22 protein-coding genes, 3 pseudogenes and 1 riboswitch are annotated in these 21287 nt (G+C 42.4%); of the genes and pseudogenes, 16 read left to right on the top strand and 9 right to left on the bottom strand.

The genetic code is table 11. The features are described 5' to 3' along the window. Positions 1-102: 102 nt before the first annotated feature. Both ACLGGR_RS12715 and fabF read right to left on the bottom strand, forming a co-directional pair. On the bottom strand, positions 103-2166 hold the full coding sequence (locus tag ACLGGR_RS12715; RefSeq protein WP_410973186.1) for a thioredoxin domain-containing protein: 2064 nt from the start codon (positions 2164-2166) through the stop codon (positions 103-105). A gap of 140 nt (positions 2167-2306) precedes the next feature. Beyond that, positions 2307-3539 (bottom strand): beta-ketoacyl-ACP synthase II, encoded by a 1233-nt coding sequence (fabF, locus tag ACLGGR_RS12720; RefSeq protein ID WP_410973187.1) that lies wholly within the window; start codon positions 3537-3539, stop codon positions 2307-2309. 103 nt (positions 3540-3642) lie between these two features. Between fabF and ACLGGR_RS12725 the strand changes: the two genes are divergently transcribed. Next, the gene (locus tag ACLGGR_RS12725) at positions 3643-4479 is read left to right on the top strand and encodes a helix-turn-helix transcriptional regulator (RefSeq protein WP_251216766.1); all 837 of its coding nucleotides are present in this window, start codon (positions 3643-3645) and stop codon (positions 4477-4479) included. A 58-nt stretch (positions 4480-4537) separates the two neighbouring features. Here the strand turns inward: ACLGGR_RS12725 and ACLGGR_RS12730 are convergent. Further along, positions 4538-4615, bottom strand: a pseudogene (locus ACLGGR_RS12730) (DUF255 domain-containing protein); the annotation flags it as partial. 2 nt (positions 4616-4617) lie between these two features. Beyond that, positions 4618-5225: pseudogene (locus ACLGGR_RS12735) on the bottom strand (transglutaminase-like domain-containing protein). Between the two features lie 182 nt (positions 5226-5407). Between ACLGGR_RS12735 and ACLGGR_RS12740 the strand changes: the two are divergent. The 7 genes and pseudogenes from ACLGGR_RS12740 (at position 5408) to ACLGGR_RS12770 (ending at position 9489) form a co-directional block, all read left to right on the top strand. Continuing rightward, positions 5408-5668, top strand: coding sequence for a metal-sensitive transcriptional regulator (locus ACLGGR_RS12740; protein WP_003217059.1), 261 nt, complete (start codon positions 5408-5410; stop codon positions 5666-5668). Between the two features lie 122 nt (positions 5669-5790). Continuing rightward, entirely contained in the window at positions 5791-6273 is a 483-nt protein-coding gene (locus ACLGGR_RS12745) for a DsrE/DsrF/DrsH-like family protein (protein WP_142946559.1), read from the top strand. A gap of 12 nt (positions 6274-6285) precedes the next feature. Continuing rightward, on the top strand, positions 6286-6639 hold the full coding sequence (locus ACLGGR_RS12750; protein ID WP_142946558.1) for a rhodanese-like domain-containing protein: 354 nt from the start codon (positions 6286-6288) through the stop codon (positions 6637-6639). A 47-nt stretch (positions 6640-6686) separates the two neighbouring features. After that, complete coding sequence (locus tag ACLGGR_RS12755; protein WP_410973188.1) at positions 6687-7247, top strand: sulfurtransferase TusA family protein; 561 nt, start codon at positions 6687-6689, stop codon at positions 7245-7247. A gap of 14 nt (positions 7248-7261) precedes the next feature. After that, entirely contained in the window at positions 7262-8389 is a 1128-nt protein-coding gene (locus ACLGGR_RS12760; RefSeq protein WP_410973189.1) for an MBL fold metallo-hydrolase, read from the top strand. A gap of 33 nt (positions 8390-8422) precedes the next feature. Then, positions 8423-8653: a sulfurtransferase TusA family protein gene (locus tag ACLGGR_RS12765; protein ID WP_410973190.1), complete on the top strand. Its 231-nt coding sequence runs from the start codon at positions 8423-8425 to the stop codon at positions 8651-8653. 58 nt (positions 8654-8711) lie between these two features. Next, positions 8712-9489, top strand: a pseudogene (locus ACLGGR_RS12770) (sulfite exporter TauE/SafE family protein). Positions 9490-9524: 35 nt separating this feature from the next. Here the strand turns inward: ACLGGR_RS12770 and ACLGGR_RS12775 are convergent. Next, on the bottom strand, positions 9525-9701 hold the full coding sequence (locus ACLGGR_RS12775) for a hypothetical protein (RefSeq protein WP_165585036.1): 177 nt from the start codon (positions 9699-9701) through the stop codon (positions 9525-9527). Positions 9702-9845: 144 nt separating this feature from the next. Beyond that, positions 9846-11279 carry a proline--tRNA ligase gene (gene proS / locus ACLGGR_RS12780; RefSeq protein WP_410973191.1) on the bottom strand — a complete coding sequence of 478 codons (1434 nt, stop codon included), beginning with the start codon at positions 11277-11279 and terminating at the stop codon, positions 9846-9848. A 387-nt stretch (positions 11280-11666) separates the two neighbouring features. Then, a riboswitch (purine riboswitch) is annotated at positions 11667-11766 on the top strand. A gap of 77 nt (positions 11767-11843) precedes the next feature. Here proS and ACLGGR_RS12785 point away from each other — a divergent pair. After that, positions 11844-13016 carry an MFS transporter gene (locus tag ACLGGR_RS12785; RefSeq protein ID WP_410973192.1) on the top strand — a complete coding sequence of 391 codons (1173 nt, stop codon included), beginning with the start codon at positions 11844-11846 and terminating at the stop codon, positions 13014-13016. Between the two features lie 58 nt (positions 13017-13074). Here ACLGGR_RS12785 and ACLGGR_RS12790 read toward each other — a convergent pair whose 3' ends face one another. Then, entirely contained in the window at positions 13075-13842 is a 768-nt protein-coding gene (locus tag ACLGGR_RS12790) for a GNAT family N-acetyltransferase (protein WP_410973193.1), read from the bottom strand. Between the two features lie 201 nt (positions 13843-14043). Between ACLGGR_RS12790 and ACLGGR_RS12795 the strand changes: the two genes are divergently transcribed. The 5 genes from ACLGGR_RS12795 to ACLGGR_RS12815 all read left to right on the top strand — a co-directional run bounded on the left by ACLGGR_RS12795 (position 14044) and on the right by ACLGGR_RS12815 (position 16655). Next, complete coding sequence (locus ACLGGR_RS12795) at positions 14044-14502, top strand: MarR family transcriptional regulator (protein WP_410973194.1); 459 nt, start codon at positions 14044-14046, stop codon at positions 14500-14502. Positions 14503-14610: 108 nt separating this feature from the next. Continuing rightward, positions 14611-14829, top strand: coding sequence for a hypothetical protein (locus ACLGGR_RS12800; protein WP_410973195.1), 219 nt, complete (start codon positions 14611-14613; stop codon positions 14827-14829). A gap of 9 nt (positions 14830-14838) precedes the next feature. Next, on the top strand, positions 14839-15300 hold the full coding sequence (locus tag ACLGGR_RS12805) for a 2-thiouracil desulfurase family protein (protein WP_410973196.1): 462 nt from the start codon (positions 14839-14841) through the stop codon (positions 15298-15300). A 29-nt stretch (positions 15301-15329) separates the two neighbouring features. Continuing rightward, complete coding sequence (locus ACLGGR_RS12810) at positions 15330-15746, top strand: DUF5301 domain-containing protein (RefSeq protein WP_410973197.1); 417 nt, start codon at positions 15330-15332, stop codon at positions 15744-15746. Positions 15747-15827: 81 nt separating this feature from the next. Continuing rightward, positions 15828-16655, top strand: coding sequence for an aldo/keto reductase (locus ACLGGR_RS12815; RefSeq protein WP_410973198.1), 828 nt, complete (start codon positions 15828-15830; stop codon positions 16653-16655). A gap of 51 nt (positions 16656-16706) precedes the next feature. On the opposite strand, the gene ACLGGR_RS12820 is transcribed toward ACLGGR_RS12815, so the two are convergent. Further along, positions 16707-17789, bottom strand: coding sequence for an iron-containing alcohol dehydrogenase family protein (locus ACLGGR_RS12820; protein WP_410973199.1), 1083 nt, complete (start codon positions 17787-17789; stop codon positions 16707-16709). Positions 17790-17986: 197 nt separating this feature from the next. Here ACLGGR_RS12820 and trhO point away from each other — a divergent pair, with 197 nt between their 5' ends. Beyond that, on the top strand, positions 17987-18955 hold the full coding sequence (gene trhO / locus ACLGGR_RS12825; RefSeq protein WP_142946547.1) for an oxygen-dependent tRNA uridine(34) hydroxylase TrhO: 969 nt from the start codon (positions 17987-17989) through the stop codon (positions 18953-18955). A gap of 337 nt (positions 18956-19292) precedes the next feature. Continuing rightward, entirely contained in the window at positions 19293-20912 is a 1620-nt protein-coding gene (gene aimA, locus ACLGGR_RS12830; protein ID WP_251216782.1) for a glutamate/serine transporter AimA, read from the top strand. Positions 20913-20947: 35 nt separating this feature from the next. Here aimA and ACLGGR_RS12835 read toward each other — a convergent pair whose 3' ends face one another. Further along, complete coding sequence (locus tag ACLGGR_RS12835) at positions 20948-21148, bottom strand: hypothetical protein (RefSeq protein ID WP_142946545.1); 201 nt, start codon at positions 21146-21148, stop codon at positions 20948-20950. Positions 21149-21287: the final 139 nt, after the last annotated feature.

Below are 21287 nucleotides of genomic sequence, written 5' to 3' on the forward strand. Positions count from 1 at the left end.
TTAGAGGAAAAATAAAACCGTACAGACAATTTGTTAGCGGATTGACATGTTTTTTATCTGTTTGTCCTCATTTTGTCTTCTCATAGTCATCTCATGACAAACTCAATTGTGGAATAATTGTTCCATCGCTTCGTCGATATCGGTGATTGGCTGGCGGCAGCTGTAGTTTTCACAAATATATACGGTGGTTTTGCCATCGATTGTTTTGTAATCTTTTGTAAAGGGCGCGAGCTTCGCTAATTCTTCCCCAGTTTCGGCAGTCAATATGATATCAAATGGCACGAAGCGTTTTTGAAGCGCCTGTAAAAGCTGTTCTTTTTGCGGATCTCCGTTTTTTCCGAGAATGATGATTTCTCTTTTCGTTGCATATTGACTTAAAAGCCCTTGCAGAAACGCTGTGTGTCCGCTTGGGTAGGATGAGACATCGACATAAAAGGCTTGGAACATCTGTTCTAATGTTTTCAGCCAGTCTTGACGTCCTGTCATTGTGCTGAGTTTCAAAAGCTGATAGAGTGCGGTGCTGTTACCAGAAGGCATGGCACCGTCGTACACTTCTTTTTCTCGAACGAGGAGCGCTTCCGCATCTGATCCCGAGAAGAAAAAGCCCCCTTTTTCCTTATCCCAAAACAGCTCAAACATGTTCTCAGCAATGGCTGTGGCTTTTTCCAGCCAATCTAATTCAAAGGTCGCTTCGTATAAAGACATATAGGCTTTTAACATATGCGCATAATCCTCGATAAAGCCGAGATGCTTCACGTCACCTTCTCTGTAGCGGACCATGAGCCGATCATGTTGAATAAGATGTGTTTCTAGAAAAGACATCGCCTGCTTCGCCATAAGAATCGCTTCCTCTGTATCAAAGACCCTTCCTGCTTTGGCGAGAGCTGCGATCATCAGCGCATTCCAAGATGTGAGCACCTTGTCATCGACAAGCGGTGCGGGTCGCTGCTGTCTGACGGATTGTAGAATTTGCCGGGCTTCTTGCAGCTTGGATTGAAGGGTTTTATCGTCGATTGAAAAAGAGGCTTTGATGTCCTCAAAAGAGGTGGAAATGGTATGAGGGATGTTCTCCCCTTCAAAGTTCCCCTCTTCTGTGATGTGATAGACTTCGCAAAATAAAGCGCCAAGCTCCTCCCCTAAATGGGTGATGATCTCATCTTTTGACCAGACGTAATATTGTCCTTCTTTCCCTTCGGAATCTGCGTCTATCGCTGAATAAAAGGAGCCGCCCTGATTCATCATATCTTGTTTGATAAATTGAATCAGGCGTTGGACAAGTTTTTCATACTCAGTTTTTGAGGTGAGCTGATACGCTTCTGTGTAAGCTTCCATCAGCAAGGCATTATCATACAGCATTTTTTCAAAATGCGGCACAAGCCATTTTTCATCCGTCGAATAACGAGAAAAACCGGAACCAATATGGTCATATATACCGCCATTTGCCATCCCATCTAACGTTTTCGTGACTGCATATAGCGCATTCTCCTGCCCTGTCCATTCGTAATAGCGCATCAGAAATGAGAGCATATGAGGTGCAGGAAATTTCGGTGCGGAGCCGAATCCGCCATACAGCGTATCAAAGCTGCTCATGAGCTGGTAATAGGCTTTGTGGATCGCTTCTTGAGTGAGCGTATTTTCTGTCTGCCCGGCTGCTTTAATCCGGAGGTTATTTGTCGCTTTCTCTGCCAAAGATTCAATATGATCCCGGTCGTTATGGTACGCATCCAGCAATTGTGTCAGTGCCTCGATGAAGCCAGGACGCCCGTATGCACTTCTCTTTGGAAAATACGTCCCCGCATAAAAAGGCTTTTGATCCGGTGTGACAAACACGTTCAACGGCCAGCCGCCTTGCCCCGTCATCATCTGACAAACAGACATATACATAGAGTCGATGTCTGGCCGCTCCTCACGATCGACTTTGATTGAAATGAAATGCTCATTTAAGATGTCAGCGACTTGTTGATCTTCGAAGCTTTCGTGTGCCATGACGTGGCACCAGTGGCAAGTGGCATAACCGATGCTGACAAGCACAGGTTTATTTTCACGTTTGGCTTTATCGAAGGCTTCTTGCCCCCACGGGTACCAGTGAACTGGGTTGTGGGCGTGTTGAAGGAGATATGGTGATTTTTCATTGATGAGTGGGTTGGGTTTTTCGTTGTTTGGCATGGGTCACCTGCTTTCTAAATGTTTTTTAGTATTTTCTTTTCTCCATTTAATATATCAGATGGCTGAGGTTCGTCATCATTTGTCTGTGAGGTATTCCCAAAATGAAAAAAATCAAGGGCTTTAAACCCTTGATAGCTACTTCATTCGTAATGCTTTAACAAGATGGCTGAATTATGTCCTCCAAAACCAAAAGAATTGGATAGCCCATATTTCAATGGAAGCTGTCTCGCTTCTAATACAACATCTAAGCTGCAGTCTGGATCTTGATTCTCTACATTAATCGTTGGCGGAATCATACCTCGTCTCAAACTTTCCACTAAAGCAATGGCTTCTACACCGCCGGCAGCACCAAACATGTGCCCAGTCATTGATTTGTTTGCCGTTGTTGGAATTTCACCTGAACGTTCACCAAATAATTTCTTAATAGCTAGAACTTCTGAACGATCACCTACTTGTGTACTTGTTGCATGAGCACTAATAACGTCGATTTCATCTGTTGATATATTTGCACTTTTCAATGCTTTTTTCATGGCTAAGTAGGCACCCTTGCCTTCTGGGTGGGATGCTACCATATGATGAGCGTCTGAACTAGCTCCGTATCCCACTACTTCACATAATATCGGCGCATCTCTAAGAATCGCGTTTTCTAATGATTCTAGTACTAAGATACCTGCGCCTTCACTCATAACAAATCCATCTCTACCTGTATCGAATGGACGGCTCGCTCGACTTGGGTCTTGGTTTCTAGTAGATAGTGCATGTGCGTTTCCAAAACTAGCCAAGGATATCTGTGAGACGGCAGCTTCTGCTCCACCGGCAAATATAATATCTGCATCATCATTGCGGATCGCATTGAAAGCTTCGCCAATAGCGGTGTTCCCAATAGAACAAGCTGTGACTGGTGACAATGATGGTCCTTGTGCTCCTAATTTTATGCTGATTTGGGCCGCAGCTGCGTTTGAAATCATCATGGGTACAAGGCTGGGGCTTACTCTTGAGGGACCTCGTTTATCTAATACATTTACATGATCAACAAGCGACTCTATGCCCCCGATTCCTGAACCAACATATACGCCTAAACGTTCAAGGTCAACTTGATCTAACTGTAATTGTGAATTTTCTAATGCTTGTTCGGCTGCTGCTAAGGCAAACTGACTAAAACGATCTAATCGTTTTGCTTCTTTTCTCCCCAATATTTCATCTGCATCGAAATCACGAACGATTCCAGCAATTTTTGTTTTATAATCAGTCGTATCAAAAGAATCAATGAGAGATATACCCGATTGTCCTTTTATTAGTTGATTCCAAAAGCTATTTACACCATTTCCTAGTGGAGAAATAACTCCCATTCCAGTAATGACAACTCTTTTCATGATCATTCCCTCCTTGTTTTTATTAACTTTAGCCATTGTGTTATCCTATTACAAGTTGTTGTTTATCCTAGTATAATTAATACTCTTTTAAAGGGAGATCTGAATGAAACCTGAAACTAGACTTCAAGCATTATCAGAATTTCTAAAGAATCAACGTTCGAAAATTACGCCTCAAATGGTTGGTTTACCTGTAGGCACCCGCAGAAGAACACCAGGACTAAGAAGAGAAGAAGTGGCTCAACTGGCCGGTGTGAGTCTTACTTGGTATACATGGTTAGAACAAGGGAGAGATATAAAAGTATCTACTTCGGTATTAGATGCTATTTCTCGTGCATTACAATTAAATAACGATGAAAGGAGATATTTGTACGCTTTAGCGTTAGAGGAAGGAGTGAAACAATCCTTTATCATTGAGAATGAGAAGGAAATCAGTCCAGCTTTAGTGAAAATTTTGCAGGAACTTCGTTATTGCCCAACGATTGTATCTGACAGAAGAAGTCAGATTGTTGGGTGGAATCAAGCAGCAGCTAACGTATTTTTGGACTTTGAACAAATCATCCCGGCAGAAAGGAATATCATACGCTTACTATTCGCTAGAAAGGAATTTAAAAGTTTAGCCGTGAATTGGGAGCACTTTGTTAGAGGATATATCGCCATATTTAGAACGTATTATGGACAGTATGTGGCGGATGACTGGTATGAGCAATTTATAGAAGAAATGGAGCAGGCATATCCTGAGTTCCGTAAAATTTGGAATGAAAATGAGATCAGCTATGCGCCTGAAGTATTAATTGAATTTCGTCATGCTAAGGCAGGTAAAATGTTGTTTAATCTCACTTCATTACAAGTGTATGGGGAGACTGATTTAAGATGCAGCGTCTATACTCCAGTTGAGGATACTGAGACGGAGCTTAAGTTAAAACGTTTAATTGAAGGCTAGCTATTGTTTGGATGAAGTTATTGAGTGCATTTAATATAAAATAGATCCTAAGCAATCAGTGACAATGGGCATAACCGATGCTGACAAGCACCGGTTTATTTTCACGTTTGGCTTTGTCGAAGTCTTTTTGCCCCCAGGCTATATCGTTTCTGGTAAATGATGTTTATACATCTCAATAGCATCTGTATGTTCTTTTAAAACGCTCATTGTCTTTGGATGTGGTTTAACATATATCAAAGGATAGTCGACTTCATCTAATTCTTGTTGGGTATGAAAAGCTAATCTTTCATGATCAAGTGAGAATTGAGCATCAATTCCTGTTTTGTTGCCGCGAGAGTCTAATCGAATCCATTTATTAAGTGATTGCAGAAATACTGCATTTAATGCGTGAATACAATATCCTTTATCTGGCGTATCGAACAACATTAAACGCTGATAGCAAAAACCTGTGGGTATTCCTTGTGAGCGCAACAGGGCAGCCAATAGGTTCGATTTTGCGTAGCAAATTCCCTCTTTAAATGTTAATACCTCTGATGCATGACAAGTCACTCGTTTGGATTGAATATCCCATGTATGGGGAATTTCATCTCGAACAAACTCATAGGCTGCTTTTGCTTTTTCTATTTCTGTCTGCAATGGGTTGAAAAGTTCATTTGATTTTGCTCGAATAAGAGATGAGAATAATCAACTTCAGCTAGTTCACATAAATAATCATCAAAATTTTTAGATTCACATGTCAAGTTCATTATAATTTCTCCTTTTTTTAATGATTTCTCGTTCGTTGATTATTTTCTTTTTATCAATAAATGGTGGAATGTGCAATTATTTTCACATACGTTCTCTACAAAAGAGAAGGGCAAGTCGTTTGACTAAATACCTCTTAGGGTATAATATCTCTTCATAGATGAATAGAAAGGAGTAAATGTGCATGGAATATAATCAACAGATGAAGAACCGTCTTCGCCGGATTGAGGGGCAGATTAAAGGGGTTCTTGCGATGATGGAGCAGGGAAAGGATTGCCGCGAGGTGGTGACGCAGCTGTCTGCATCACGCAATGCCATTGATCGGGCAATGGGTGTGATTGTGAGTACAAATCTTGAACAATGTGTCCGTGAAAGTCTTGAACAAGGCAAGGATACGGAGGGTCTTGTGAAGGAAGCGGTTGAGCTATTGGTGAAAAGCCGGTAAGAAATTCTTCAGCCTTTGAAGGTTGACGGATTTTTTTACTTGTTATAATATACCCTTACCGGTATGTGTATATATTTTTGTTTTCAATATACCCCCGTGGGTAATGATGAAGGAGGATCAGAATGGAAGAACAGAAAAAACGCACGACGATTGTGCTATTTAGTGGAGATTATGATAAAGCGATGGCGGCTTACATTATTGCCAATGGTGCAGCGGCCTATGATCATGAGGTGACGATTTTTCATACCTTTTGGGGGCTGAATGCCTTGCGCAAGGATGAAATGGTGCCGATGAAGAAAGGATTTTTAGAAAAAATGTTTGGCAAGATGATGCCGCGAGGGGCTGATCGAATGGGCATTTCAAAGATGAATTTTGCTGGAATGGGCCCAAAGATGATTAAGCACGTGATCAAAAAGCACAATGCCATGACCTTGCCGCAGCTCATTGATATGGCGAAGGAACAGGAGATCAACCTCGTCGCATGTACAATGACGATGGATCTTTTAGGGCTGCAGGAGAAAGAATTATTAGATGACATTCAATATGCTGGTGTCGCTGCTTATTTAGCAGAGGCTGAAATCGGACGTGTGAATTTATTTATTTAGTGAGGTGATGAAATGATTCAAACAATTTTGTTCATCCTGGTGATTGGCTTACTCGTGAGCCGCTTCCTGCCGGTCCGAGGTGTGAACCAAATGGATGCAGCCGATATGAAGAAAAAGCTCAAAAGTAAAGATCAACAACTAATTGACGTACGATCTCCAGTAGAATTTCAAACAAACCATATTAAAGGATTTCGAAACATTCCTCTACCTCAGTTAAAAGAACGAGCTTCTCAGCTTGCGAAAGACAAAGAGGTCTATGTGATATGTCAAAGCGGAATGAGAAGTATGCAGGCAGCGAAAATATTGAGGAAACAGGGATTTACTCATATTACAAACATCAAGGGTGGTATGAATGCTTGGCATTAAGCACGCTTGAGAATATACCCCCACCCCTATATAAAGGAGGACATCATATGCAGCAACCAACAGTCATTTTAGATGCAAAAGGATTGGCATGCCCAATGCCGATCGTGAAAACAAAAAAACAAATGAATGAGCTTTTGCCAGGAGATGTACTTGAAGTGCAAGCTACCGATAAAGGATCAACAGCGGATTTAGCGGCTTGGTCAAAAAGTGCCGGCCATGAGTTTTTAGGAACAAAAGTAGAAGGTCAGGTGCTCCATCATTTGATCCGTAAGGGCGGAGCGCAACAGGAAGAAGGGGAGCCCATGATTTCGGAAATATCTTTGAATGCCTTTCAACAGAAGGTAAAAGAAGATCAATCTCTGTTTATTTTGGATGTACGGGAGCTGGATGAATACGAGGCGGGGCATATCCCAGGAGCCGTCCACATCCCGCTTGGCGAGGTGGAACATCGTGCAGAGGAGTTAACAAGAGAATCGGTCATTTATCTCATCTGTCATTCAGGCAGAAGAAGTGAATTAGCTGCGCAAAAGCTAAAAGAGAAAGGGTTTCAACAATTAATCAATGTGGTGCCAGGCATGAATAGCTGGACAGGAGCCATTGAAAAATAGGAGCTGAATAAAACATGACGGTAAAAGCCATGACTGCAGAGCAGTTAACAAAAAAGATCGTGGGCAAAGAGCCGCTCTTTTTGCTAGATGTGCGAAATCAAGCAGATGTGCAGGACTGGAAGATTGAAGGGGAAGCAATCGTTGATATGAATGTGCCTTATTTTGATCTGCTTGACGGAGTGGAGGGCCTTTTACAGCACATTCCTAGTGACCGTGAAGTGTTGGTGGTTTGTGCCAAGGAAGGTTCCTCTATTCTTGTGGCGGAGATGCTGTCAGAGGCTGGCATGACTGTTCGTTATTTGCAGGGCGGCATGAAGGCATGGAGTGAGCATCTAGAGCCAGTGAAAATAGGTAATTTAAGCGGCGGCGGAGAGCTGTATCAATTTGTAAGGATGGGCAAAGGGTGCCTGTCCTATATGATCATGTCCAATGGAGAAGCCGCTGTTGTGGATGCAGCTCGAATGACGGAGGTCTATATTGATTTTGCGAAAAAGCATGATGTCTCTGTGACGCATGTGCTGGATACCCACCTTCATGCGGATCATATTTCTGGTGGGAAAGAGCTGGCTGAACTAACTGGTGCTACCTACTGGCTGCCGCCAAAAGATGCAGAAGAGGTAACCTTTGAATATGAACGTCTTGAAGAAGGACAGCGGATAACGATTGGAACAGCTTCTATTGACATTCATCCCATTTATTCCCCGGGACATACGATCGGTTCAACATCTTTTATCGTAGACAATCAATTTCTTCTTTCAGGTGATATTTTGTTCATTGATTCAATTGGAAGACCTGATCTTGCTGGAATGGCGGAGGACTGGGTAGATGATTTGAGAGAGACGCTTTATGAACGGTATATGGCGCTTTCAAAGGAATATATCGTTCTGCCTGCGCACTTCATGACCATAGAAGAAATGAATGAAGACGGCAGTGTTTGGAAGGAGCTCGGCTCACTTTTAAAAGAAAATCATGGGCTTCATATTGAAGATCAACAAGTGTTTAGACAGATGGTGACGGAAGGTCTGCCTGCACAGCCGCATGCCTTTCAAGAGATTCGTCAAGCCAATATGGGGAAGCTGAATCCAGATGTGGAAGAGCAGCGGGAAATGGAAATTGGTCCAAACCGTTGTGCGATTCGGTAATGTCCAATAAAATAAGAAAAGAGGAACAATCAAATGACATCAGATCAAATTTTAGACGTAACAGGGCTCGCATGCCCAATGCCGATTATTCGAACGAAGAAAAAAATGAACGACTTGGCGAAAGGTCAAGTTTTAGAAATACATGCAACAGATAAAGGGGCTAAAGCTGACTTAGTTGCATGGGCGAAGTCAAGCGGACATGAATTGATCACGCAGACAGAAGAAGGTCACGTGCTGAAGTTCTGGATGAGAAAAGGGTCCTAAAGGATGTAGGGGTATCTGCTGAAGATCCCCTTTTCCTTTTGTAAAGGAGGAGACCAGCGTGGATTTTGCATTTTTGATTACACTTTTTATCATCGGATGTATTGGTTCCTTCTTATCAGGAATGGTGGGGATCGGCGGATCTGTGATCAACTATCCCATGCTGCTTTATATCCCGCCTCTTCTCGGTGTGATGGCATTATCAGCACACGAAGTATCAGGGATTGGCGCCATCCAAGTGCTTTTTTCGACGCGGGGGTGGTGTACTTGCTTATCGGAAAAGCGGATTTTTACATCGCTCGCTGATTTTATATATGGGAAGCAGTATATTGGCGGGCAGCTTATTAGGCAGTTATGTTTCACATTTTTTGCCGGAGAAAGGGATGAACCTCGTCTATGGAGTACTCGCCATTGTGGCGGTTATTCTCATGCTGATTCCGAAAAAAGGACAGCATGCAGACGCAGAGGGAGAAGTCACTTTTCATAAAGGGCTGGCATCGGGTATTGCCTTTGTGATTGGCAGTGTTTCAGGGGTATTAGGTGCAGGCGGCGCATTTATTTTAGTGCCTGTGATGCTGTCTATTTTAAAAATTCCTGTACGGATGACGATTGCGTCGTCACTTGCAATTACGTTTCTTTCTGCGATAGGCGCATCAACTGGAAAGGTATTGACGGGTCAGGTCATGCTTCTTCCTGCTGTTGTGCTGATGGCGGCAAGTTTGATGGTAGCTCCGATTGGTGCAAAGGTCGGTCAGAAAATCAACGCGGTCTACTTGCAATGGGCACTTGCTGTGATGATTACGGCGACAGCGGTCAAAATTTGGCTGGATATTTTATAAAGAAAAGACCAACAAAGCAAACGTGTTGGTCTTTTTTATTTGACGTCATCGTGCTCGATATACGTTTCTAGTGCTGGGTGGTACTCTTTTTGATAATGAAGGTTGGGACATGTTTTCACGACTTTGCCTTGCAGGGCATTGGACTTTGAGACTTCTAATGCTGATTTACATTTAGGACAGCGTTCGGCAAAGAATGAGGGCCAGCGTTTCATGTATCACCACTCCAGTTAAAGTCTTAAAAACCGATTATATTAATAAGAATTATAGGGGATCATGCAGGTGAGGTCAATGGGTGTTTGGGTCTTTTTAACAAAAAAAGAAGCATCATGAGAGATGCTTCTTTATCGTTCATATTCTTAATAGGCTTTCGCCCAGAACACCATATCAGATGCAGGCTTTCCGCAGCAGACACATGTGTCAGAAATGGTTTCCTGTTCGAATGGGATACAGCGTGAAGTCGCGCCTGTTCTTTCTTTAATATCGTTTTCACAGGCTTCGTCACCGCACCACATGGCTTTAATCAATCGATTTTCTTCTGCAAGAATTTGCTCAATGTCTTCGATTGTGTGGGCTTGTGATGTTTTTTCATGTAATCGTTCCTTCGCCTTTTCGAACATGGTCCGCTGGATGTCTTCAAGCGTTGCTGTGATGGTTTGTTCAAGTGCATCTAACGTGACAGCTTGCTTTTCACCAGTGTCTCGTCTTGCGAGCATCACCTGTCCTTTTTCGATGTCCTTTGGTCCTACTTCTACACGAAGCGGAATACCCTGCATTTCACATTCGTTGAATTTCCAGCCAGGCTGTTTATCGCTTGCATCGATGTCAGCACGTGCGAGGCGGGCGAGGCGATCCTTCAATTCGTAGGCATGATCCAGCACACCTTCTTTATGAGAAGCGATTGGCACGATACGCACTTGGATTGGCGCAATATTTGGCGGGAGGACAAGCCCTCTGTCGTCGCCATGCACCATAATCATGGCGCCGATGATTCTTGTTGTGAAGCCCCATGAAGTCTGCTGGACATGCTCTAGTTTTCCTTCACGGTTTAAGAATTCGATGCCAAATGCTTTGGCAAATCCGTTCCCGAAGAAATGAGAAGTGGCAGTTTGAAGCGCCTTTCCATCATGCATCAAGCTTTCAACTGTATAGGTGAAGCGAGCGCCGGCGAATTTTTCCTTCTCAGTTTTTCTCCCTTTAATGACAGGTATGGCAAGGAGACCTTCGCAAAGAGAAGCGTAAGTGTGAAGCATTCTTTCTGTTTCTTCAATCGCTTCTTGCTCAGTCTCATGGCACGTGTGCCCTTCCTGCCATAGGAATTCAAGGGTTCTAAGGAAGGGACGTGTTGTCTTTTCCCAGCGGACGACATTGGCCCATTGGTTATATAGCTTCGGTAAATCGCGGTAGGAATGAATAATGTTTTTGTAATGCTCAGCGAACAGCACTTCAGAGGTCGGTCTGACGCAGAGCCTTTCTTGTAATTCGGAGTCACCGCCATGTGTCACCCACGCCACTTCAGGAGCAAAGCCTTCGATATGATCTTTTTCCTGCTGCAGCAGGCTCTCTGGGATAAAAAGCGGCATATAGACATTCTCATGACCCGTTTCTTTAATCTGGCGGTCAAGTTCGTCGCGAATGTTTTCCCAAATTTTAAAGCCGTACGGCTGAATAATCATACTGCCTCTCACGCTTGAATAATCGACGAGCCGCGCCTTTGTGACAACATCTGTATACCACTGGGCAAAGTCGTCTTCCATGCTTGTAATTTTCTCAACAAATTGTTTCTTTGACATTGCATATTCCTCCTTTTTTAAAACAAAAAAGCTGTACTTTAAGTTAGGGACCATTCCTGGTGGTACCACCCTAATTTAAAGCACAGCTTTACACTCGATCATGATAACGGTATGAACCGCTGTATGAAACAGAACTAAATCGGCAGGTTCACTTGAAGATGTCAGTAGGAACTTCTCAGCACCGTTCCCTCTCTGTTAAAGGTCAATTCAAGCTACTATTCCAGATCTACGTTGATCCTTGTTCGTTGATTTTTCATCAGTTTACCTGTAAATGGGGGAGAAAGCAAGTTGTTCTGATTCCTTTTACAGCGCCTTTTGTGTAGGTAACGGAATGGCACTATTTTTCTATTTTTACAGCTTGCGAGTTATGTAAGGCTATGCTAATATATGTGAAGAAAAAAATAGACTTGTATAACCTCAATAATATGGTTTGAGGGTTTCTACCAGGATCCGATAAATCCTGATTACAAAAGCGCGCTTTCCTTTTTTGTAATCAGGGTTTTTTTGTTTGTCTGCACCCTGTATCAAAAGTGAAAGCGATGATATACAGAAGGGATGTTAGACATGAACTGGAGAGTATATTTATTAGCCGTTTCTACTTTTGCGGTTGGATTAGTTGAGCTTGTGGTCGGGGGCATTCTGCCAAGTCTTGCAGAGGATTTGAATGTGTCTCTTGCAACAGCCGGACAGCTCATTACGGTATTTGCAATTGTGTATGCCATTTCAGCACCCGTCCTGCTGACCGCTACAGCCAAAATCGAACGAAAGCGCCTTTATTTAATCGCGTTATTGGTGTTTACAATAGGAAATGTGTTCACTTATTTTAGTTCGACCTTTGCCCTTGTCATGATATCAAGGGTGTTGATTGCGATGAGTACAGCGCTTGTGGTGGTATTATCTTTGACGATCACCGCCAAATTAGTGGAACCAGCGCATCGTGCAAAAGCATTAGGGCTGATTTTTATTGGTATTAGCTCCTCACTTGTTCTCGGTATACCGATCGGTATTTTTATTACAGAGAGCTTTGGGTGGAGAGTGATGTTTTTAGGAATCAGTATTCTTTCTGCCATATCGATGGTGCTGATCTATTTTCTATTGGAAAAAATGCCTGTTGAAAAAGTGACGCCTCTTAGAGAGCAGATTCGTTCTTTAGGACATCCGAAAATTTTTAGTGCACACCTGATCAGTTTGTTTATGCTTGCTGGCCATTATATGCTTTATTCTTATTTCACTCCATTTCTGATGGAAGTTCTGCATATGACCCCGTTTTGGATTAGTATTTGTTATTTGATCTTCGGGCTTGCGTCTATTGGCGGGAATGGTTTTGGCGGCTGGCTTAGTGACAAACTAGGATCAGGAAAAGCCATTTTGCTTGTGACTATGGCGTTTGCGATCGTCATGTTTATCCTTCCTTATACAGCGGGGGTGTTTATGCTCTTTATGGTGATGGTTGTCCTATGGGGAGCGCTCAGCTGGGCACTGACGCCTGCTTTGCAGAGTTATTTGATTCAAACAGATCCTGTCACTTCTGATATTCAGCAAAGTTTAAATACATCGGCCTTGCAAATCGGCATTTCGATTGGATCTGCGGTTGGCGGAGTCATGTTTACGATGACCGGTTCATCTGTTGATCTGGCTAAATTCGGTGCTGTGTTTGTACTGATTGCCTTTAGCTGTGCGGTGATTTCGTTGAAGAGACCGCCGCTTTATATGGAGCGAGAGCAACAAGCTGAATAGCTGCCTATCTTTAGGCAGCTTTTTTATGTTCATTTCAAATTCACACGAAAAGTACTTTCTATTCAAAGACGGCCATTTCGCCGATTGGTTGGAAGCCGGCACGTTGATAAATGTTTTTGCCGTCAGCTGAAGCTTGTAAGATGACACACTTTTGTTTATTCTCTGTCTGGGTCAAAAGGTAATGGAACATTTCGCTGCCAAGTCCTTTGCCGCGGTGTTCTGCCCTTGTTATGACATCATAAATACCGTAGCTGTCGTTAGTCTCGAATAATAAGCCTGTTGTGACCGGCTTATGGTGTTCATATCCCACGAACATGCGAGCTTTTGAGTGCAATGCTTCAATCGAAAAACGCTGGAAATAGTCTTCTAAGGCGGCGGCCTCAGTCGATCCTTTAAATAGTTCTATAAAGATATGTTTGTAATCAAACAGTGTCTGCTCATCAAGTACTTCCTTGATTGTAAGTGATGAGGATGTGACTGGATCAATGTCACCTGTATGCTCAAGCATCATGAGGGTATTGCGTTCGACCTCTTGAAGCTGATATTCCTTTAATAAATCAGCCCAATCAGGATGGAGTAAACGGTGATCGACCCATGTGCTGAATATGAGTTTCTGCGTCTGCATGTGTTCAATGGCCGCTTTCACTTTTTTCGGATCTTGAATTTGAACTGATGTTGGTAAGAGCAAATTGAATGTGTCAGTCGATATATGAGTATTTGATAGAACGAAATCGTCCGATGCAAGGAAGGTTCCGTTCGCAGCAGAAGAAAACAGGTGTATCTTTTCTTCTAACTGGCGAATGGCCATTTGTTGTTCGGGTTTCATTTAGATCACCTTTTCATTATGATAAATTGGATGACATCCCAATGATTATAGCATGTGACAGGATGAGGGGAATCTAGTATAAAAGTTCATGTGCAATTATCAGGTCTTATGATCTATTATTTTACTCACATCGTCATTTCTTTTGACTCCTTTCTTCATTATTAGTACCATTTTATTAACCAGTTAAGAGTGGAGGTTCAGATGGAAACAAAAGAGCAGATTGTATTAAAAGCGATTCAAGATCTGATTATGCATAGGGAAAAGAGACGGAATGATCCAACAGATCCACTGATTACCACGACTGATACACTCAAACAAGAATGGACACTCACACAGCTTCACATTTTATCGATGATTCAAGCCAATCCAAACGAATCAAATAATACATTTCTATCTCAACAACTAAAACTATCAAAGCCAGCTATTACAAAGGCTGTAAAAAAACTGATTGAAAAAGGCATGGTGGACTATTGCCACCGGCAAGGTGATAAGAAATCTGTCTATTATTCTTTGACAGAGGAAGGCAGGCAATTGGCAGCGCTGCATGATGAGCTGCATGAAAAAGCAGTCACGTCCTATTTAGAATTTCTTCACCAGTTTCACGAAGATGAATTACAAGTGATTGAGCGTTTCTTAAAGGCTTGGAAAGAAAAGATATAGATATAAAAACCGAAACCATCGTACAAAAGGAGATGATTTCGGTTTTTTTATGGTAAAATTAACATATATTGACGTTATTCGCGATCATGATGAAAGGGAGGGAACTCATTGGAGAAAGAAATGATAGAAAATTATAAAAAATACGTATTCATCATGCCATTTGTAGGTTTGTTTGTCAGCTTGATATTATTTGTTTATTTTTTTGGTATTGCAGGAGCTGGAGAACCGATTTGGGCTGCTGCTTTGTATTGTGCCCTGCCCTTTTTAGTGAATACGATATGTTTTTTGCCATTATGTATTTATTTTAAAATCAGCAAAAAAAAATGAGGAACATGCGTGATTGTCGTCAGTGCTTGTCTTGCTGGGTTGAAGGTTCGTTATAATGGCAGCCATCGATTAGATCAGCGAATTGAGGAGCTTGTTCAAGAGGGAAAGGCAGTCACAGTTTGTCCTGAGCTCCTTGGCGGCTTCTCCACGCCAAGACCTCCCGCAGAAATCATTGGCGGAGACGGACATGATGTATTAAAGGGCCTCGCCTCCGTTATCGATGTGCATGGAACTGATGCCACAGAGATGTATGTAAAAGGTGCGAAAATGGCGCTGGAACAGATTCAGTCTCTGAAAGCGACAGCGGTTGTGTTAAAAGAGTACAGCCCCTCCTGCGGCAGCCGGATGATTTATCGCGGAGATTTTAACGGGAGGACAAAAGCTGGAGATGGTGTGACATCCGCCTTGCTCAAACAGCACGGAATTCAGGTATTCTCTGAGGAGGATGATTGGACTTCTTTGTTTTTATAGGTGTGATGTGAATAGAAGGAGGAGTTAGGTTGAAAAAGTGGATGATTGGTTTAGTCGTCATTATTTTATTAGGAATTGGTATTTATTTTATAATCAATGCAAAAACATACTCTTTTGATGATGTGGCCTTAATTGATCAAAACAAGGTGACCTCGATTCAAATTGAGCATGATAATGAGCGCGTTATGGTGGAAAAGAAAGAGGATATTCAAAAGTTACTCAAGGAATTTTCGGGTATGAAATTAAAGAAAACGAATGAAACTAAAAAAACTTCAAAAGAGTCTTATTGGATCAGAGTGTATGAGAATGAGAAGGAAACATATGGTCTGACTTTTTACGATCAAACATTTTTAGAAACATATGATTTTTCTAAAACAAAAGATCAAACCAGCGAATATCAAATCGTTGACACCAATCAAGTTGATATAGGAAAATATATCAAATAGCTCAGCCAGAATTTCATGCATGATCAATAGAAAATTCGGGTATAGTGCTTGGTAAGTAAAAAAGAAGCGGAGGTTTGTTTGATGAGTGGATTAACAGATACAGTCACATTAGCAAACGGAGTAAAAATGCCGAAGCTAGGCTTTGGTGTATGGCAGGTAAAAGATGGGGATGAGGCTGTAAATGCAGTCAAAGACGCTCTTGAAGCGGGCTACCGCAGCATTGATACAGCAGCAGCCTATCAAAATGAAGAAGGGGTAGGCAAAGCCATTCAGCAATCAGGTATCTCGCGCGATGATCTATTCATTACGACAAAGGTCTGGAATAATGATCAAGGCTATGAATCAACACTCAAAGCCTTTGAAACAAGTATGAACAAGCTGGGACTAGATGTATTAGACCTTTATTTAATTCATTGGCCAGTTGAAGGCAAATATAAAGAAACATGGAAAGCGCTAGAGAAGCTATATAAGGATGGACGCGTTCGAGCTATCGGAGTGTGTAATTTCCATCAGCATCATTTAGAGGATTTATTGGAAGAGGCAGAAGTTGTGCCAATGGTGAATCAAATCGAGCTTCATCCGAAGCTGACGCAGGAGCCTTTACGAGACTATTGCAAGTCGAAAGGAATTCATGTAGAGGCGTGGTCGCCATTAGGCAGCGGGAAGCTTCTGAACCATCCTGTTCTCCAGGATATTGCGAAAAAACATGACAAGTCAGTAGCGCAAGTAATTCTTCGCTGGGACTTACAGCATGGCATTATCACCATTCCAAAATCTGTGACGAAGAGCCGAATCATTGAAAACACTCAAGTCTTCGATTTCGAGCTGTCCACACGTGAGATGGGTGTCATTGATCAGCTCAATGAAGATGAGCGCACAGGTCCAGATCCAGATAACTTTGATTTTTAATCGAAAGAAAAGCACAGTCCCGATGCCTGTGCTTTTTTATTTCCCTCATCTTTAGACAGATTTTTGAGGCTGATAGGTCTCAATGATTTGAATGGCGTCGACAATCTGCTCTTTAGCATAGTCTCCAATCAAACAAAAGGTTTCATCTTTACGTGCCGCATGACTTGCCACTATATGTGCCGCTTCTTCCAGTTGAGTTGTTATACCAAGGTCGCGCATATTTCTAGGTAATCCGAGTGTTTGGTAGAGTTCAAGTAATTCCTCTACCTCGGACATTCGGTTTTCTGCGGCAAGCTGGACGAGGATGCCATAAGCCACTTTTTGTCCATGTAATACATGATGTGTTTCATCAATAAATGTCAATCCATTATGAACGGCATGAGCACCTGCCATTCTTCCATAACGTCCCCCATAGCCGCCGACTGTTCCGGCTAACGTAATAATCGTATCTGTCACATCTGCGAATGCTTGTGAAAGCTGACCTGTTTTTAAGCTGTTGACAGCTTCTTCACTATGAGAAAGAAGAATGTCTCGAACATATACCGCCTGCTTTAGTGCTGCATGTACCATGAGCGGCAAGGCGCCTTTTGTGTTACGAATAATCGCTTCTGCTTCATACCATTTTGCCAGCGTATCACCAATTCCGCTTTGAAGGTAGGAAAGAGGAGAGGAAAGCAAAAAAGTATGATCAATTAAGGTGAGGTAGCTGGATCGTTTATGGTAATCGACTCTCATGAAATTCCCCTTGTCATCATAAATGACGCTGAGAGGTGTAGACGCAGCACATGTGCCGGGAATCGTTGGCACCATGATGACTTCGATTTGAAGGGCGTCTGCAACTGATTTTGCGGTATCTAAAATCGTTCCGCCCCCGATGCCGATGATCACATCTGACCCGTTAAGCTCTTCTGCGATCTGTGTGACCGCATTAGGTGAACTGTATCCTTTGTGCTGAATGATAGGCCACTCGGACGGCAGCTTTGTGTATTGTGAAAAAGCTTCGTATGAATCATATCCTGTCACTACAGCAGGTGACTGAAAAGGAGAAACAAGGGATTCTAGTTCATGATATATTCCCTTTTGAGAAATAAATTGGTTAGGGCCGCTTCTGACAATATCTTCTGGCTGGATCATGGATTATTGCTCCTTTACACATCATATTGTTCATAAATCATCTCATTTTACAGAAAGTTCTGTCAAATAATCGAATATATGAGAAGAAAGACCCTTCCGTTTTTTGGAATTGAGCCGCCGACATTGCCTTTAGGTATGTATTTCCTGTATGATATAGAATGGTATGTTTTGATTAAATTTAAGAGGTGTTTATATAGATGGAAAAACAATATCGCGTTTTACTTTACTATCAATATGTCCCCATTGAGGACCCAGAGACGTTTACAGCAGAGCATTTAGCATTCTGTAAGGAGCTTGGTTTGTTAGGCCGTATCCTAGTGTCAGCAGAAGGCTTGAACGGAACTGTTTCTGGAACCATTGAGCAAACGGACAAGTACATGCAAGCGTTAAAAGAAGATCCACGCTTTGCGTCTATGCCGATCAAAATTGACGAAGCAGATGGTCATGCGTTTAAAAAAATGCACGTCCGTCATCGGAATGAACTAGTGAACCTTAGCCTTGAGGATGACGTGAATCCGTTAGAATTAACGGGAAAACATCTTAGCCCGGTTGAATTTTACGAGCAAATGCAATCACCTGATACTGTTGTGATTGATGCGCGTAATGATTACGAGTTTGATGTGGGTCACTTCAGAGGGGCAGTCCGTCCTGATATTGAGACATTCCGTGAATTACCTGAGTGGATTCGTGACAATAAAGAGATTCTTGAAGGGAAAAAAATCCTGACGTATTGCACAGGCGGCGTACGCTGTGAGAAATTTTCAGGCTGGTTAAAGCGTGAAGGCTTTGAAGATGTCTCTCAGCTTGACGGCGGAATTGTCACTTACGGAAAAGACCCAGAAGTACAAGGGAAGCTATGGGATGGTCAATGCTATGTGTTTGATAATCGCTTAACAGTACCAGTAAATCAAACAGAGCATGTGGTTGTCGGAAAAGATTTCTTCACGGGTGAGCCTTGCGAGCGTTATGTGAACTGTGCGAACCCTGCATGTAACCGCAAGATAATTGCCACTGAAGAGAGTGAGCATAAGTATATGCGCAGCTGCAGTCATGAATGCCGCACAAGCGAACGTAACCTGTACGTAAAACAGCACAATTTATCAGAAGAAGAAGTTCAAGAAAGACTAGCTGTCATTGAAAAAGAACAAGCGATTTCACAAGGATAGAGGGAACCCCCTTTATCCTTTTTTTCTTTACATGGCGTGGGTTAGAAGGAAGAGGAAGTCATTTCCTCTATCTTTTTTGTTTTGTTTTTTTCAAAATAAGGGTAAAGGTAGTTATTCAGTCTAATAGATTGAACAGGTGAAAAAGCGCTTTCTTTTGAAATAAGCATGTTCGACTATTTCAGAAAATGAAGAATTGAGAGATAATATAACAGGCGAAAAAATGAACAAGGGTAAATGTTCATCAGAAGAAATATTTGCCATTTTAAAGTGAGCTGCTTTGAAAGAAAGACGCTTGCTTGACACATGCTCTGTATTTTAATCGAAAGGTGTTATGAACATGAATCATTTGCATCGTAGGATGGGAACTTTCGCTTTAATGATGGTAGGTCTTGGTTCAATCATTGGTTCAGGATGGCTCTTCGGTGCTTGGCGTGCGGCTCAAATCGCCGGCCCTGCTGCTATTTTATCCTGGTTGATTGGGATGGTGGTGATTTTATTTATCGCTTTGTCTTATAGTGAACTCGGATCGATGTTTCCAGAGGCAGGCGGAATGGTGAAATATACGCAATATTCACACGGATCTTTTATTGGGTTTATTGCAGCTTGGGCGAACTGGATCGCGATTGTCTCTGTGATACCTGTTGAGGCGGTTGCTTCCGTCCAGTACATGAGCTCATGGCCTTGGGAGTGGGCAAAGTGGACAACCCACTTGGTCACAAAAGGGGTGTTGACGACAGAAGGTCTTATGGTCGCCAGTGTGCTTCTTGTGATTTACTTTCTGCTTAATTATTGGACAGTTGGGTTATTTTCAAAAGCGAATACATTCATTACCGTGTTTAAAATTGTCATTCCAGGATTAACAATTGGTGCGCTCTTATTCGTAGGTTTTCATAGTGAGAATTTTACTTCTGGAACAAGTATTGCTCCTAACGGCTGGGCGAGTGTGCTCACAGCTGTTGCGACATCAGGGATTGTGTTTGCCTTCAATGGCTTCCAAAGCCCGATTAATATGGCCGGTGAGGCAAAAAATCCAGGCCGGTCGATTCCAATTGCCATTGTCGGATCGATTTTCATTGCGACTGTGATTTATGTACTTTTACAGGTCGCCTTTATCGGTGCTGTTGATCCATCTATGATTGTGAATGGATGGAGCCATTTGAATTTTAATTCGCCATTTGCTGACCTTGCCATTGCGCTTGGGATTAACTGGCTTGTTCTGATTTTATATGCGGATGCGTTTGTGTCACCTTCTGGTACAGGAATTACGTATACCGCAACAACGTCTCGTATGATTTATGGAATGGAAAAAAATAAATATATGCCAAGTGTGCTTGGCCGTCTGCACCCTATTTACGGCGTGCCTCGTCCAGCAATGTTTTTTAACTTAGCTGTATCGTTTATCTTTCTGTTTTTATTTAGAGGCTGGGGTGTACTTGCTGAAATTATCTCTGTCGCAACACTCATTTCGTATCTGACGGGACCAGTGACCGTCATGACGCTGAGAAAGACAGGGACAGATTTATATCGTCCGCTTAAAATAAAAGGACTCAGCATCATTGCTCCTCTCGGTTTTGTCTTTGCCTCATTGACGCTGTATTGGGCGAGATGGCCGTTAACAGGGCAGGTGCTGTTCATTATTCTCATCGGTCTTCCTATCTATTTTTACTATCAAGCAAAAGCGAAATGGAAAGGCTTCGGCCGCAACTTTAAAGCGGGTGCTTGGATGGTTGTGTACCTGCTTGTGATGATGACGATTTCCTGCCTTGGCAGTGACAAATTCGGCGGTTATAACATCATTCATTATGGCTGGGACATGGCACTTATTACAGTGGTTGCTCTGCTATTTTATATGTGGGCACTCAAAAGTGGATATGAAACAGAGTTTTTAGAGGATGCGAAAAAAATCAATGATGAGCTGCGTGCTTCTCAGAAAGAAGCTGCAGCAACAAAAGAATAAAGAAGCGGCTGCCTGAACATTCGGGGCAGCCGTTTTTATTTGGATGATTGGTACATTACATGCCGCTTCAGCCAAATGGTGACTCCGTGCAAAACGGCCGCTGTGACAAGTGAAATGAGCACATATCTCCAAAGCTGACCTAAGCCTTGTCCACTCAGCCAGAACACGATGCCTAGAATGATGAGGGTAAACATGAGCAAGAATAAAAATGATGCAGACCAGAAAAAAGACTTCACAGAAGGTCACCTCCTCAGAAGTATTGTATGCAGGCAATTGAAGGAACAGACCAGCTATGAAAGGGTAGAATCATGGTGAAATCTATTGCAAAAGTCATATAAAAAACACCAAGTGATTTGACAGTTGTGTTAAGATGAG

Source organism: Bacillus sp. BD48 (assembly GCF_046566805.1).
Taxonomy (GTDB): Bacteria; Bacillota; Bacilli; order Bacillales; family Bacillaceae; genus Bacillus; species Bacillus safensis.